The sequence below is a fragment of the Pseudomonas sp. GW821-FHT07G10 genome, from assembly GCF_059418545.1.
This window is the reverse complement of sequence record NZ_JBWKQB010000038.1, coordinates 20,835-35,453: the sequence shown is the minus strand read 5'-3', so window position 1 is coordinate 35,453 and position 14,619 is coordinate 20,835. Positions and strand designations below refer to the sequence as shown.

The following is a 14,619-nucleotide window of genomic DNA, read 5'->3' as shown; positions in this document are numbered from 1 at the left end:
GCACAGCATCCCGTAGCAGCTGCCGCCAGGCTGCTACGGGAGATTTGCGTCTCGCAATCAAAATCAATCAAACGGATGCTCCGGGCTGTCTACCGCCGCCAGCCCATGTCGACGAAACAGCTCACCATAACCTCGCACCAGAAATCCGCCACTGCGCGCCAACCATTGTGCGCGCCGGGCACGGTACACCCGGGGCAAATAATACCAGGGCAACCCCGGCAGGTCGTGATGCACCAGATGCAGATTCAGATTGAGAAACAGCCAGGTCCAGGGCCACGCCGCTTCATTGATCACCGTGCGTTGCTCGGCTTGCGCATACGGACGGTGTTCATAGCAGGAACGGATCATCGCCACCGACAACGCCGGCACGCTGATCAGCAACAGGTAATGCCAGACCGGCACCACGCTGTAACGGGCGATGAAACCCAGCATCAGCAGGGTCAGCGCGCCATGGGTCAGCCACATCAGCCAAGCCTCTCGCTGGCCTCGACGCAAGCGCTGCAACTCTTCCCTCGCCAGCGCCAGCAATGCCAGCGGTGCTCCCAATAACAGACGACCGAGCACAGTCTTGTTCAGCCAGTGCAGGCTGCGCTCGAACTGCGAGCTGGCCTGCCATTGGTGTCGGCTCAGGTAACGGCTTTCCGGGTCGCGACCGGGCAACGTCAGGTCTTCGTCACGGTGGTGCAGCAAATGGCTGTCGCGGTACAGCGTGTAGGGATACCAGACCGCCAACGGCGCATAACCGAGAATTTTATTCAGCCAGGTAAAACGCGTTGGATGCCCATGCAACAGTTCGTGCTGAACCGACATCCACAGCACCACGATGGGAATCAGCAGCGCTGTGCTCAGCCACAACCCCAGCGCCGGGCTGGCCAGCAGCACGCCAAACCAGGCGCCGTAGACGCCAACCAGCAACAGCCAGGTCGGCCATTCCGTCCGCCCTGTCAGGCTAAGACGCAGGGTATCGATTTCTTTTTGTTGGGCGTGATCAAGATAATTGGACATGGCTTGGCTCAGAGCAGGGACCCAGCCAACAGACGAACGTCGGCTTCATCCCCTTCTGTGCATTAGCGCAGGGAAATCTTGCAGATCGATTGGTTATTTACTTAGAAGTGAAAGCGGAGCCCGATTGCCGGGCTCCGTTGAAGATGGCTCAGTGGCCGAACACGCCGACCTTCTTGGCTCTTTTGTCTGCGCGTTTTTCATCGGCGGTTTTTGCTGGTTTTTTCTTTGCTGCTTTCTTTGATTCCATGCCTTTGGCCATGATGCACGCTCCACTCATATGGGATGTAACATGAGGTATAACACCTATTGCGCAGCAGCGTTTTATTTCAGCGATTTATAATTTTTTACCCTTCTGCGCCCTTCATAGCTTTTCATAGACCTTATCTCAAACCATGCCAGACCTACATTTCAGCCTGCTTGCCGAGCCGCTGCGCCCTCTGCTGAACAAGTTCTATCGCACGCACAATTCGCCGATGCGCGCTGCCAGCGAAGGGCAATTATGGGTAGCCAGGCGGGGGGAAATCATCGCTGGGTTGTGCCTGACAGCGGTTGCTCAAGGGCATTGGTTGACCGGGTTGTTTGTCGATCCGGCAGGCCGGGGCCAAAGGATTGCCACGCAGTTGGTCGAACATGCCATGGCGCGCGTCGATGGGCCGGTCTGGCTGTTCTGCCATCCGGATCTGCAACCGTTCTACGAGGGGCTGGGATTTTCCCTGGGTCCGCAGTTGCCGCAGTCCCTGACCGATCGTCTGGCTCGCTACGCTCGCAGCAAACCCCTGATTGCCATGGGTTGGTTCGGAGTCGGATCGACTGATGTTGTGCTTCGTCAATCCGGGGGATAGCCGAGATAAGCGTAGCGCCCATCGCGGGCAAGTCGGATCGCCGCACCGCTCGCTCCTACTCGTCCGCAGCAGGATCCATATCCGGGAACATCACCTCGATAAAACCAAACTTGCTGAAATCGCTGATCCGCGATGGGTACAACCGGCCGATCAGGTGATCGCATTCGTGTTGCACGACACGCGCATGGAAACCTGAGGCGATGCGCACGATCGGCTCACCCTTGGGGTCGAAACCTTCATAGCGAATCTGCTGATAACGTTCCACCGCACCGCGTAAACCCGGCACCGACAGACAGCCTTCGAAGCCTTCTTCGAGCATCGGACCCAAGGGTGTAATCAGCGGATTGATCAGAATGGTCTGCGGTACGGCTTCCGCCTCCGGATAGCGTTCACTGTGCTCGAAGCCGAAGATCACCAGTTGCAGGTCGACGCCAATCTGCGGCGCGGCCAGGCCAACGCCACCCACATGTTCCATGGTCTGGAACATGTCATCGATCAACTGCCAGAGTTCCGGGCTGTCGAACATCCCGGACGGCACCGGCGGGGCAATGCGCAGCAGGCGCTCATCACCCATTTTCAGAATTTCACGGATCATGTTCAGGCTTCGTCAGTGGTCGGCTTGAGCGAGTGATCCCGCCCCAATCCCGAAACGTGTTGTTTTTCGTCGTCCCCGTTGAAGTCCTTCTCGCCAGGTTGCTTGCCTTGGGTCGACATGTGATCGATCGTCGCGTTCATTTCCGCGCCGAGCAACAGCACCGCCGCAGAAATATAGAAGTACAGCAGCAACACAATGATCGCACCGATACTGCCATACATGGCGTTGTAATCGGTGAAGGTTTTCACGTAATAGCCAAAACCCAGAGAGGCGATGATCCACACCACCACCGCCAGCACCGATCCCGGGGTGATCAAGCGGAATTTCTGTTTCACGTCCGGCATGGCGTAATACATCAATGCCACGGAGACCATCAGCAGCAAGACGACCAACGGCCAGCGCAGAATGGTCCAGATTGTGACGACAAAGTCCTCCATGCCGATTTGCCCCGCCAGCCAGCCCATCACTTTCGGGCCCATGACCATCAACGCGGCGGCGACCAGGAGCATCCCGGCGATGCCGATGGTGTAGAAAATCGACAGCGGGAAGCGCTTCCATATCGGGCGTCCTTCGACCACGTCGTAAGCGGCGTTCATGGCGCTCATCATCAGCCGCACGCCGGCGGACGCAGTCCACAGCGCGATCACGATACCCACCGAGAGCAGCCCGCCCTTGGATTGCTGGAGCTGGTCGATCACCGGGTTCACTTGTTCAAGGGCCTGGGGCGGCAGCACCAGTTCCGATTGCAGACGCAGCCAGGAGAAGAAGTCCGGCAGGTGCAGGAAACCGATCAGGGCAATGAGAAACAGCAGGAAGGGAAACATCGAGAACAGCATCTGATAGGCAAGTGCCGAAGCATAAGTCGACATCTCGTCGTTAATGAACTCCGTCACCGTGCGCATCATCACGCGATGCAGGGGCAAGCCTTTCAAATCCGGAAAAATCATAGCGTCTCCTTTCGCCGCATAAGGGTTGAAGTCGGTGGCGACTCAGAGGCCATTTTCTACATCAAAGTAGCTTAGTTGACCGCTTCGAAACAAATTCGTTGTTTGACCGCCAATGCCCGACACAAACATCGCCGGCGCTACTCAAGGTGCTTCTACCACGAGGAACAGAGGCCAAGCGTCATGGCGTAAAGATTGACCCGCAGCCATTGCGCAGAGTTTCATCTGTTTTCATTACGTCATTTCATCGCCGCGCGCAGGTTTGGCTTTATGTTTACCCCTCAACCCCCGAGAATGCGCAACGTATTCAGGCCGTGGCGCTGAAGATCCAACCCGTAGGAATGTTATGAAACTCAATAAAGCGCAGGCCATTGCCCGCAGAAACCAGGAACTCGGCGGTGCCGTGCTGGGCGTCAATAACTGCCACTTCACCGAACTGAACCGCAACAAGAACATCTGGTGGTTCGATATTCCCCTCAGCCGCCTGGCCATTGGTCAGTACGAGTGGATTCACTTGTTGCTGCACACCCCGAGCACCGATCAGTTGCTGCACTTGAAAGTGCCGACAGTGTTCCTGCGCGAGAAAATGGAGGGCCTGGTGGTGCGCAACCAGGGCAAACGCAAGTCTACCGTGAGCCTGGAGTTGAGCGCCGACAAGGACGCCTTCCTTGAAGACGTGCGCCCGGCCGGTACAGGCGTGAATTTCGCGAAGTTTTTGCTGTAACCGCCAAAGTTTCCAACACCATACAAACCACCGAAAAATCCGGAATCCGCCAAAGATTCCGGATTTTTTTATGCCTGTCACACAGGATCCGGATACTGCGGTAAACGGGATCAAGTGCAAGACCGGTATAAAAACCCTCGATTGAAGTTTGCTTTCCCGCTTTTTTGCCGATTTTCGGTGAATACGGCACACTACCGGCCCCGAGCACCTGCTCGGTTTTTTTAACTCATGCAGAAGCCGTATGACCCGCTCCCCGTTCCGCCGTCTTGTGTTTGGCGCCTTGCGCCGACTGTTGTACCTCTGGGTTCGCTCGGAGACGATCAACCAGTCGTCCTTCACCCTCAAACTCGACCGCAGTCGTCCGGTGTTCTACGTCCTGCAAAACCCATCGCTGACCGATCTGGCCGTGCTCGACACTGAATGCGGCAAGGCCGGCCTGCCGCGCCCGGTGTTGCCGGCATCGGTGGGCAATCTGCTGGAACCTGCCGCATTCTTCTACCTGACGCCGGAACCCGACTGGCTTGGCCGCCAGGACAAGCGCGGCGCGCCGCCGGTACTGACCCGACTGGTCAGCGCCTTGAGCCAGAACGCCGCACAAGACGCGCAAATCATCCCGGTCAGCGTATTCTGGGGCCAATCCCCGGACAGCGAATCGAGCCCCTGGAAGCTGCTGTTCGCCGACAGCTGGGCCGTCACCGGGCGTCTGCGCCGCCTGTTGAGCATCATGATTCTGGGACGCAAGACCCGCGTGCAGTTCTCCGCGCCCATCCATCTGCGCGAACTGATCGAACACAATAAAGGCCACGAGCGCACCGTGCGCATGGCCCAGCGCATCCTGCGGGTGCACTTTCGCAACCTGAAAGCGGCGGTGATCGGCCCGGACATTTCCCACCGGCGCAATCTGGTCAAAGGCCTGCTGAATCAGCCATTGGTCAAGCAGGCGATCCTCGAAGAAGCCGAACGCGAGAACATCTCCCCGGAGAAAGCCAAGGCTCAAGCCCTGCTCTATGGCAATGAAATCGCTTCGGACTACACCTTTACCGCGATCCGCTTTCTCGAAGTAGTGCTGAGCTGGTTCTGGAACAAGATCTACGACGGCATCAAGGTCAACCACATCGAAGGCGTGCAAGCCGTCGCCCAGGGTCACGAAGTGATCTATGTGCCGTGCCACCGCAGCCATATCGACTATCTGCTGCTGTCCTATCTGCTGTTTCGCAACGGCCTGACCCCGCCGCACGTCGCCGCCGGCATCAACCTGAACATGCCGGTGATCGGCGGCCTGCTGCGCCGTGGCGGGGCGTTTTTCATGCGCCGCACCTTCAAGGGCAACCCACTCTACACCTCGGTGTTCAACGAATACCTGCACACCCTCTTCACCAAAGGTTTTCCGGTGGAGTACTTCGTCGAAGGCGGGCGTTCGCGTACCGGGCGCATGCTGCAACCCAAGACCGGGATGCTCGCCATCACCCTGCGCAGCTTTCTGCGTTCGTCGCGGATGCCGATTGTCTTCATCCCGGTGTACATCGGTTACGAGCGAGTTCTCGAAGGTCGGACCTACCTCGGTGAGTTGCGCGGAGCGACCAAGAAAAAAGAATCGATCTTCGACATCTTCAAGGTCATTGGCGCGCTCAAGCAGCGATTCGGCCAGGTTGCGGTCAACTTTGGCGAACCGATCAAACTGGCCGAATTCCTCGACCAGGAACAACCGGACTGGCGCTCCCAGGAGCTGGGTCCGCAGTTCCGTCCGGCCTGGCTGAACGAAACCACCAACCGTCTTGGCGAGCGTGTGGCCCGGCACTTGAACGAAGCGGCAGCGATCAACCCGGTCAATCTGGTGGCGTTGGCGCTGCTTTCCACCAGCCGGCTGGCCCTCGACGACCGCGCTATGGCCCGGGTTCTCGACCTCTATCTGGCGCTGCTGCGTCGCGTGCCGTATTCACCGCATACCACGTTGCCGGAAGGCGATGGCCGGGCGCTGATCAAGCATGTAAAAGACATGGACCTGCTTTCCGAGCAGAGTGACGCCTTGGGCAAGATCCTTTATCTGGACGAGCACAATGCCGTCCTGATGACCTACTACCGCAACAACGTGCTGCATATCTTCGCCCTGCCGGCGCTGCTGGCGAGCTTCTTCCAGAGCAGCTCGCGCATGAGTCGCGAGCAGATCCTGCGCTACACCCGCGCGCTGTATCCGTACCTGCAATCGGAGCTGTTCATCCGCTGGTCGCTGGAAGAGCTGGACGCAGTGATCGATCAGTGGCTGGAAGCGTTCGTCGAGCAAGGTCTGTTGCGCTTCGAGAAAGAGCTGTATCTGCGCCCGGCACCGAGTTCGCGACATTTTGTGCTGCTGACCTTGTTGTCCAGGAGCATCGCCCAGACCCTGCAACGCTTCTACATGGCCATCTCGCTGCTGCTCAACAGCGGCCAGAACAGCATCAGCGCCGAAGAACTGGAAGACCTGTGCACCGTCATGGCCCAGCGCCTGTCGATCCTGCATGGCCTGAATGCGCCGGAATTCTTCGACAAGAGCCTGTTCCGTCACTTCATTCAAACGCTGCTGGATCTCGACGTACTACGTCGCGATGAGGCCGGCAAACTGAGCTATCACGAACTGCTCGGCGAACTGGCCGAAGGCGCGGCCAAGCGTGTATTGCCGGCGGAGATTCGCTTGTCGATTCGTCAGGTAGCGTTGCATCGCAGTGAAGATGCGGCCGATCAGGCCGATGCCCCGCAGCAAACCGACTAGATTGTTTCAGGCGCCAGTCTTCTTCTGGCGCCATCGATATGGAGATCCCGATGAAAAAGTTCTCTTTACTTGCCATCACTGCCCTGCTCGGTGCCTGCCAGACCCTGCAACCGTCCCCCAAAGCCAACCTCGATGGCGAAGTGTTCTACCTGCAACGCATCGCCCTGCCTTCAACGGCAATCCTGAGCGTCAGCCTGCAAGATGTTTCCCTCGCCGACGCGCCTGCCGTTGTACTGAACGAACAGCGTGGCCCGATCAAAGGCCAGGTGCCTCTGCCCTTCCACCTCAGCTATGACCCGGCCCAAGTCAAACCTGGTCATCGCTACTCGGTCAGTGCGCGCATAGAAGTGGATGGCAAGCTAAGGTTCATTACAACCGAACACCACAGCGTGCAACTCAATGGCAAAGATCTACAGCCGTTGAAAATTCGCGTCGACGCAGTACGTTAATTCCCTCTCTTGATTAAGGAAGCTGCCATGCTCCGTCCTTCCCTTCGCTTCGCCGGCCTGTGTGCTGGCTTGTTGATTTCCGCCAGTGCGCTGGCCTTGTCTCTGAGTGATCTTTCGCAAAAAGACGCCACCGGTGGGCTCAAGGACGCATTGACCCAGGGCGCGCAAATCGCCGTCAAACAACTGGGCACTCCGGGCGGTTTCAGCAACAACCCGGACGTGAAGATCGAGTTGCCGGGCAACCTGGGCAAGGTTGCCAAGAAAATGAAGCAGTTCGGCATGGGCGCCCAGGTCGACGAACTGGAAGCCAGCATGAACAAAGCGGCTGAAGCTGCAGTACCGCAAGCCCAGGCGCTGCTGGTCGATGCCGTGAAGAAGATGAGCGTTGACGATGCCAAAAGCATTCTCAGCGGCGGCAAGGATTCGGCGACCCAATACCTGAGCAAAACCAGCCGCGAGCAAATTCGCCTCAAGTTCCTGCCAATCGTCAAGCATGCAACCGATCAGGTCGGCCTGGCCAAACAATACAACTCCTTCGCCGGCCAAGCCGCGACCCTTGGTGTGCTAGACGCGAAAAATGCCAATATCGAAGGTTATGTAACGGAGCAGGCACTCAATGGCCTGTTCGAAATGATCGGCAAGCAAGAAGCCGCCATCCGCCAGAACCCGGCGGCAGCGGCCACCAGTCTGGCGAAGAAGGTGTTTGGTTCGTTGTAGAACGCGAAGAGCGATTACGCGGCCCGTAGGTGCTGGCGCGGCCTGCGATCTTTTGATCTTCAAACCTCGAAAAGATCGCAACCTTCGCCAGCGCCTACGCCCAAGCCTTTTTGATGTCCTGCGTGTCACGCAGAAAGAAAGCCCACTCTCGCCCCCGCTTCTTTTTCTCGAAAATCTTCAGTTCTACCAATCCATTCAGCGTGGCCGAAGCCGTGTTGTACGAGCAATCCAGATTTTCCTTCACATTCACTGCCGTGAACTCCTTGGCCATACCGCTTTTGGCCACCTGAAACACAGTCCGTTGTTTTTCGCTCAATTGCTTGAAAAGCCCGGACTCCTCCAGCCATCGATCAAACCCTTCGGCATACGCCAGACTCTTCTGATAAGCCGATGTGAATCCGGTCACTGCACGGACAATCACCGAGCACTGGTAGTCGATGAAATAGGTCAGATCCAGATCATCCGTTTCGGTATGCAAATAAGACCGGCCATATTTCACCGGCGCATTACGTAACAGAATGCTGATGGAGATGTAGCGGAATGCCGAGAAGTCATTCTTGAACATGAACCAATAAAACAACGCCCGCGCCACACGGCCATTGCCATCACGAAAAGGGTGTTCATAACCGAGGGCAAAATGCAGGGCAATCCCCTTGATCAGCGGATGAAGGTAATCGTTGCGCGTGGGGTCATTGTGGGATTGATTGATCCAGTTCGACAATGTGTGGAGCCTGGCCTGAATACCCGCTGCCGGTGGCGGTGTATGGACCGTATTGCCTTCGCCGTCCTGAACGACAACCTCGTCATTGATCCTGAAAGCGCCCGGTGAGTATTGTCCGTCGTCGATGCCCTCGACACCGACCCGGTGCAGCTGCGCGATCAGCTCGACACTCAGCGGCTCATGACGTTTGTCCCAGGCAAAGATCATCATCTTGTAGTTGCCGATAACCATCCGCTCATCCGGGGTACGCGGCAGTCGGTTGCGCTTGAGCATATCTTTGGCAACCAACGTAGTAGTCGCCGCGCCTTCCAGCTGGCTGCTGCTGATGGCCTCGTCTTCGATTAAATCATTGAGCAGATAGTTGAAATGCGCTCGCTCACCGATCCTGCTGGTCATGTACTCCAGAGCAGCGGTGCTCGCCTGGCGGTCGACAGTCGAAAGAGTCTTGTGCGCTAGCGGCGTCAGAATGAACTTGCCCCATTGGGTGGGCTCACCCAACGGCAGAAGGCTGGAATATTGAGCAGAGCGGGCTTTCTTGACAAGTGCCCAGCACAACGTTGCATCAAGGCCTGGCGCCCAGCGATAACGCAGCTCGTCAAACGGCAGGTATCGCCCCTGATCATCCAGCGGCTTGAGCAATGCCAGATAGTCAGGCAGTTTTTCTTTGTAGGGCGAGGTCCCCAACAGATCGAAAACGCTGTCCGGGTTTGCGGGAGGACTTTTGACCATTACTGTCTCAAAAACGCCAAAAACTGAGTTCTGAGTACAGCACAAACACAACACTGTCTCAATATTTATAAAAATTGAGACATGAAAACACAGAATCAAGCATTGATCGTTCCCACTCCCGCGCGGGAATGCATCCCGTGACGCTCTGCGTCACATACAGAGCGGACGCGGAGCGTCCATGGCAGCATTCCCACGCGGGAGCGTGGGAACGATCACAATGTGTGCCGCTTGATCAGACCTGCTCTTTCTTCACCCTGAACCACGCCGCATACAGCGCCGGCAAAAACAGCAGCGTCAGCGCTGTGGCCACAATCAGCCCGCCCATGATCGCCACCGCCATCGGTCCGAAGAACACGCTGCGTGACAGCGGGATCATCGCCAATACGGCGGCCAGTGCAGTCAGTACGATTGGCCGGAAGCGTCGCACTGTGGCCTCGATGATCGCTTGCCATGGCCGCAGTCCGGCAGCGATGTCCTGTTCGATCTGGTCCACCAGAATGACCGAGTTACGCATGATCATCCCGGACAGCGCGATGGTGCCGAGCATTGCCACGAAACCGAACGGCTGGCGGAACACCAACAGGAACAACGTGACGCCAATCAACCCCAGCGGTGCGGTGAGAAACACCATCGCGGTGCGGGAGAAACTGCGCAGTTGCACCATCAGCAAGGTCAACACTACGACAATGAACAACGGTACGCCGGCCTTGACCGAGTTCTGCCCACGGGCCGAGTCTTCGACCGTTCCGCCGACATCCAGCAAGTAACCGTCCGGCAGTTGCGCCCGAATCGGTTCCAGGGTCGGCAGGATTTGCTGGACCAGGCTCGCTGGCTGCTCCTGCCCGTAGATGTCGGCACGCACCGTCACGTTCGGCAAGCGGTTGCGGTGCCAGATAATGCCTTCTTCGAAGCCATATTCCAGCGTCGCGATCTGCGACAGGGCCACGCTTTTACCGTTATCGGTCGGCACCGCGAGACTTGGTAGCAAGCTCAGTTCGGTGCGTTCACGCGGCGTGCCGCGCAACAGAATCTCGATCAACTCGTTGTCTTCGCGGTACTGGCTGACGCTTACACCTGTGAGCGAGCTTTGCAGAAACTTCGACAGGTTCGCCGTGCTCACGCCCAACGCCCGTGCGCGCTCCTGATCGATGTTCAAGTAGATGACCTTGCTCGGCTCTTCCCAGTCCAGATGCACGTTGGCCACATGGGGGTTCTCACGCACCTTGGCCGCGACTTTGCGCGCCAGCGCACGGACTTCTTCGATGTGCTCGCCAGTGACCCGGAACTGCACGGGGTAACCAACCGGAGGACCGTTCTCCAGTCGCGTGACCCGTGAACGCAGGGCCGGGAATTTTTCGTTGAGGGTTTCAATCAGCCAGCTGCGCAGGCTTTCGCGATCCTCAATGGACTTGGCCAGCACGACAAATTGCGCAAAGCTCGCCGCCGGCAGTTGCTGATCCAGCGGCAGATAGAAACGCGGCGAACCGGTGCCGACATAGGCCACATAGTTGTCGATGCCGGCGCGGTCCTTGAGCAGGCCTTCCAGACGCTTGACCTGATCGGCGGTGTTGCTCAGCGAGGCACCTTCGGCCAGCTTCAGGTCGACCATCAACTCCAGTCGCCCGGACGCCGGGAAGAACTGTTGCGGCACGAAGCGAAACAGCACCACCGATGCCACGAACAGCACGATGGTCAGGCCAATGACGGTTTTGCGCCGACGCACGCACCATTCCACCAGCCGCCGTACCCGTTGATAGAACGGCGTGCCATAAGGGTCTGGATGAGCGTCGCCCGTACCGTGTTTGGCGGCATGAATCTTCGCAAGGTCCGGCAGCAGTTTTTCGCCGAGATAAGGTACGAACACCACGGCGGCAATCCACGACGCCAGCAATGCGATGGTCACTACCTGGAAGATCGAACGGGTGTATTCGCCAGTGCCCGACTGTGCAGTGGCAATCGGCAGGAACCCGGCGGCGGTGATCAACGTACCAGTGAGCATCGGGAACGCGGTGCTGGTCCAGGCATAGCTGGCGGCCTTGAGCCGGTCGTAGCCCTGTTCCATTTTGATCGCCATCATTTCCACGGCGATGATCGCGTCGTCCACCAGCAAGCCCAACGCCAGTACCAGCGCACCAAGGGAAATCTTGTGCAGGCCGATCCCCAGGTAATACATGGTGGCGAAGGTCATCGCCAGCACCAGCGGAATCGCCAGGGCGACCACCATGCCGGTGCGCACACCGAGGGAGAAGAAGCTCACCAGCAACACAATCGCCAGCGCTTCGATCAACACCTGAACGAATTCGCCGACGCTGGTTTTCACCGCGGCCGGCTGATCGGAAACTTTACGCAACTCCATTCCGGCCGGGAGATTCTTCTGGATGCGGGCAAACTCGACTTCCAGCGCCTTGCCCAACACCAGAATGTCACCGCCGTCCTTCATCGCTACGGCAAGGCCGATGGCGTCGTCGCCCATAAAGCGCATACGCGGCGCCGCTGGCTCGTTGAAGCCACGGTGAACATCGGCGACGTCGGAGATATGGAATGTGCGATCGCCGACCCGGATCGGGAAGTTCTTGATCTCCTGTACTGTCTGAAAATTCCCCGAGACCCGCAATTGCAAGCGTTCGCTTGAGGTCTCGAAGAAGCCTGCGGTGGACACCGCGTTCTGTTCTTCCAGGGCTTGCTGTACGGCAGCCAACGGCAGCCCGAGGGTGGCCAGCTTGACGTTGGACAGCTCGATCCAGATCTTCTCGTCCTGGCGCCCCAACAGATCGACCTTGCCGACATCCTTGACCCGTTGCAGCTGGATCTGGACGCGATCGGCGTAGTCCTTGAGCACCGCGTAGTCGAAACCGTTGCCGGTCAAGGCGTAGATATTGCCGAAGGTGGTGCCGAATTCATCGTTGAAAAACGGCCCCTGAACACCCGGCGGCAAGGTCTGGCGAATATCGCTGATTTTCTTGCGGACCTGGTACCACAGCTCGGGGATCTGCGCGGAATGCATCGAGTCCCGGGCCATGAAGGTCACCTGGGATTCGCCTGGGCGGGAGAACGAGACAATCCGCTCGTACTCACCGGTTTCCATCAGCTTCTTTTCAATGCGCTCGGTGACTTGCCGCGACACTTCCTGAGCCGTAGCACCCGGCCAGTTGGTGCGAATCACCATGGCCTTGAAGGTGAACGGCGGGTCTTCGCTCTGACCCAACTTGGTGTAGGACAACGCGCCGACAACTGCCAGCAACAGCATCAGGAACAGCACGATCTGGCGATTGCGCAGCGCCCATTCGGAAAGATTGAAACCCATCGGGGACTACTCCTTGCCCGCCAGATTGACCACGCGATTGGAGCGATCCACCGGACGCACTTGCTGGCCCTCGTGAAGCACATGCACACCCGCCGCCACCACCCAATCATTGGCGTTCAGGCCTTCAAGGACCGGCACGGTTTTTTCGCCGAATGCACCGGCCCGTACCGGAGCACGCTTGAGGGTATTGTTGGCGCCGACGACCCAGACGTAGGTCGCGCCGTTCTCTGCGGTGAGTGCCGAGAGCGGCACCGACAGCGGAACGATACCCGCGGTCTGAATGAATACCCGGGCACTCTGGCCGAGTTCGGCCGCAACTTTACCGGCGGTGAAGGTGATGCGGGCGGCAAAGGTCCGGGACTTTGGATCGGCGGCCGGTGACAGTTCGCGAATACGCCCGGCGAATTGCTGACCCGGTTGCGTCCACAGCTCCACCGAAACGTCCTGACCGACCTTGAAGCGGCCAACGTTCTGTTCCGGCAGGCTGATCAGCACTTCCCGCTCGCCATCGGCGGCCAGGGTGAAGACCGTCTGCCCGGCCGACACCACTTGCCCGACCTCGACCGCGCGCCTGGCGACCACGCCATCCTGTGGTGCACGCAGTACGGCGTAGCTGGCCTGATTGTTGGAAACATCAAACTCGGCCTTGACCTGCTTGAGCCGTGCAACGCCAGCGCGGTACAGGTTTTCTGAATTGTCGTACTGCGAGCGGCTGACCATCTGCCGGTCCATCAAGGTCTTGTAACGATCACGTTCGGCGTGCACCAGGTTCAGATTGGCCTCGGCTGCTGCGAGTTGCGCACGAGTCGCTTCCAGTTGCAGGCGCACGTCCTGGGGATCGAGCTCCGCCAATGGCTGGTTGGCCTTGACCCGCTCACCCTCTTCGACCAGTCGTCGGCTGACTTTGCCGCCGATACGGAACGCCAGATCCGGCTCGTAACGCGCGCGGACTTCACCGGGATAACTGTCCATTGCCTGGGCCGAAGGCTCTGGCTGAACCACCATGGCCGGACGCACGCTGATTTGCGCTGGCTCTTCATGACCGCACGCAGACAACAAAAAAGCCAGACTGACTGGCAACGCGAGGGACAAGGCATGGCGGAACATGGTGAAGGACCTTTCGCTAATGGTGCTCGGAATAATTATACTGACCAGTATGTTATTAATAGCAAACTCACCAGTCCAGTATTAAAAGCGAAGAATGTCTAACACTCTTGCTGCACCCAGCGGTCCCGGCCGCCCTAAAGACCTGGCAAAGCGCCAGGCCATCCTCGATGCGGCGAAAAATCTGTTTCTGAGCAATGGCTATGCGAACACCAGCATGGATGCGGTCGCGGCAGCGGCCGGTGTATCGAAACTCACGGTCTACAGCCACTTCAACGACAAGGAGACGCTGTTCTCCGCAGCCGTGGTGGCCAAGTGCGAGGAGCAACTGCCGACGCTGTTCTTCGAGCTGCCGGACGGCATGCCAATCGAAAATGTGCTGCTGAACATCGCGCGCCGCTTTCACTTGCTGATCAACAGCGACGAATCGGTGAACCTGCACCGTTTGATCATGGCCCTGGGTAGTCAGGACCCGAAGCTCTCGCAGATTTTTTTCGAGGCCGGACCGCAGCGCATGCTGCAGGGCATGGAACGGCTATTGACGAAGATCGATCAGGTCGGCGCTTTGAGCATCGATAAACCACTCAACGCCGCCGAGCATTTTTTCTGTCTGCTCAAGGGCGCAGCGAATTTTCGCCTGCTCTACGGCTGCGGCGCGCCCTTGAGCGGTGAAGCCGCCGAGGCGCATGTGCGGGAAGTGGTGGAGTTGTTCATGCGGGCTTATCGGGTTTGAGCAAGA

At 58.3% G+C, this 14,619-nt stretch carries 12 protein-coding genes; 6 read left to right on the top strand and 6 right to left on the bottom strand.

Features of this window, described 5'->3' with window-relative positions; translation table 11 throughout:
* Nucleotides 1-63 precede the first annotated feature (63 nt).
* On the bottom strand, nt 64-1,005 hold the full coding sequence (locus tag AC07O1_RS27610; protein ID WP_495010358.1) for a fatty acid desaturase: 942 nt from the start codon (nt 1,003-1,005) through the stop codon (nt 64-66).
* Between the two features lie 392 nt (nt 1,006-1,397).
* On the opposite strand from AC07O1_RS27610, the gene AC07O1_RS27605 reads away from it, so the two are divergent.
* Nucleotides 1,398-1,847 (top strand): GNAT family N-acetyltransferase, encoded by a 450-nt coding sequence (locus AC07O1_RS27605; RefSeq protein WP_495090836.1) that lies wholly within the window; start codon nt 1,398-1,400, stop codon nt 1,845-1,847.
* Between the two features lie 55 nt (nt 1,848-1,902).
* On the opposite strand, the gene def is transcribed toward AC07O1_RS27605, so the two are convergent.
* On the bottom strand, nt 1,903-2,442 hold the full coding sequence (gene def / locus AC07O1_RS27600) for a peptide deformylase (protein WP_495090835.1): 540 nt from the start codon (nt 2,440-2,442) through the stop codon (nt 1,903-1,905).
* 2 nt (nt 2,443-2,444) lie between these two features.
* Nucleotides 2,445-3,389: a YihY/virulence factor BrkB family protein gene (locus tag AC07O1_RS27595; protein WP_494992679.1), complete on the bottom strand. Its 945-nt coding sequence runs from the start codon at nt 3,387-3,389 to the stop codon at nt 2,445-2,447.
* 343 nt (nt 3,390-3,732) lie between these two features.
* Here AC07O1_RS27595 and AC07O1_RS27590 point away from each other — a divergent pair, with 343 nt between their 5' ends.
* The 4 genes from AC07O1_RS27590 (at nt 3,733) to AC07O1_RS27575 (ending at nt 8,022) form a co-directional block, all read left to right on the top strand.
* A complete protein-coding gene (locus AC07O1_RS27590) occupies nt 3,733-4,110 on the top strand; it encodes a hypothetical protein (RefSeq protein WP_494992678.1) in 378 nt (125 codons plus the stop codon).
* Between the two features lie 241 nt (nt 4,111-4,351).
* Nucleotides 4,352-6,856: a glycerol-3-phosphate 1-O-acyltransferase PlsB gene (gene plsB / locus AC07O1_RS27585; RefSeq protein ID WP_495090834.1), complete on the top strand. Its 2,505-nt coding sequence runs from the start codon at nt 4,352-4,354 to the stop codon at nt 6,854-6,856.
* A gap of 50 nt (nt 6,857-6,906) precedes the next feature.
* On the top strand, nt 6,907-7,305 hold the full coding sequence (locus AC07O1_RS27580; protein WP_495090833.1) for a YbaY family lipoprotein: 399 nt from the start codon (nt 6,907-6,909) through the stop codon (nt 7,303-7,305).
* 27 nt (nt 7,306-7,332) lie between these two features.
* Nucleotides 7,333-8,022 (top strand): DUF4197 domain-containing protein, encoded by a 690-nt coding sequence (locus tag AC07O1_RS27575; protein WP_495010354.1) that lies wholly within the window; start codon nt 7,333-7,335, stop codon nt 8,020-8,022.
* A gap of 94 nt (nt 8,023-8,116) precedes the next feature.
* Here AC07O1_RS27575 and AC07O1_RS27570 read toward each other — a convergent pair whose 3' ends face one another.
* The 3 genes from AC07O1_RS27570 to AC07O1_RS27560 all read right to left on the bottom strand — a co-directional run bounded on the left by AC07O1_RS27570 (nt 8,117) and on the right by AC07O1_RS27560 (nt 13,883).
* Nucleotides 8,117-9,472 (bottom strand): Fic family protein, encoded by a 1,356-nt coding sequence (locus AC07O1_RS27570; RefSeq protein ID WP_495090832.1) that lies wholly within the window; start codon nt 9,470-9,472, stop codon nt 8,117-8,119.
* A 232-nt stretch (nt 9,473-9,704) separates the two neighbouring features.
* Nucleotides 9,705-12,776 carry an efflux RND transporter permease subunit gene (locus tag AC07O1_RS27565; protein WP_495090831.1) on the bottom strand — a complete coding sequence of 1,024 codons (3,072 nt, stop codon included), beginning with the start codon at nt 12,774-12,776 and terminating at the stop codon, nt 9,705-9,707.
* A gap of 6 nt (nt 12,777-12,782) precedes the next feature.
* Nucleotides 12,783-13,883, bottom strand: coding sequence for an efflux RND transporter periplasmic adaptor subunit (locus AC07O1_RS27560; protein WP_495090830.1), 1,101 nt, complete (start codon nt 13,881-13,883; stop codon nt 12,783-12,785).
* 94 nt (nt 13,884-13,977) lie between these two features.
* Between AC07O1_RS27560 and AC07O1_RS27555 the strand changes: the two genes are divergently transcribed.
* Nucleotides 13,978-14,613, top strand: a complete 636-nt coding sequence (locus AC07O1_RS27555) for a TetR/AcrR family transcriptional regulator (RefSeq protein ID WP_495090829.1) — start codon at nt 13,978-13,980, stop codon at nt 14,611-14,613.
* The last annotated feature ends 6 nt before the right edge of the window (nt 14,614-14,619 follow it).

Bases quoted from the DNA above. Each gene is read 5' to 3' on its own strand.
- AC07O1_RS27610 (WP_495010358.1), bottom strand. From the start codon at position 1,005: ATGTCCAATTATCTTGATCACGCCCAACAAAAAGAAATCGATACCCTG.
- AC07O1_RS27605 (WP_495090836.1), top strand. From the start codon at position 1,398: ATGCCAGACCTACATTTCAGCCTGCTTGCCGAGCCGCTGCGCCCTCTG.
- def (WP_495090835.1), bottom strand. From the start codon at position 2,442: ATGATCCGTGAAATTCTGAAAATGGGTGATGAGCGCCTGCTGCGCATT.
- AC07O1_RS27595 (WP_494992679.1), bottom strand. From the start codon at position 3,389: ATGATTTTTCCGGATTTGAAAGGCTTGCCCCTGCATCGCGTGATGATG.
- AC07O1_RS27590 (WP_494992678.1), top strand. From the start codon at position 3,733: ATGAAACTCAATAAAGCGCAGGCCATTGCCCGCAGAAACCAGGAACTC.
- plsB (WP_495090834.1), top strand. From the start codon at position 4,352: ATGACCCGCTCCCCGTTCCGCCGTCTTGTGTTTGGCGCCTTGCGCCGA.
- AC07O1_RS27580 (WP_495090833.1), top strand. From the start codon at position 6,907: ATGAAAAAGTTCTCTTTACTTGCCATCACTGCCCTGCTCGGTGCCTGC.
- AC07O1_RS27575 (WP_495010354.1), top strand. From the start codon at position 7,333: ATGCTCCGTCCTTCCCTTCGCTTCGCCGGCCTGTGTGCTGGCTTGTTG.
- AC07O1_RS27570 (WP_495090832.1), bottom strand. From the start codon at position 9,472: ATGGTCAAAAGTCCTCCCGCAAACCCGGACAGCGTTTTCGATCTGTTG.
- AC07O1_RS27565 (WP_495090831.1), bottom strand. From the start codon at position 12,776: ATGGGTTTCAATCTTTCCGAATGGGCGCTGCGCAATCGCCAGATCGTG.
- AC07O1_RS27560 (WP_495090830.1), bottom strand. From the start codon at position 13,883: ATGTTCCGCCATGCCTTGTCCCTCGCGTTGCCAGTCAGTCTGGCTTTT.
- AC07O1_RS27555 (WP_495090829.1), top strand. From the start codon at position 13,978: ATGTCTAACACTCTTGCTGCACCCAGCGGTCCCGGCCGCCCTAAAGAC.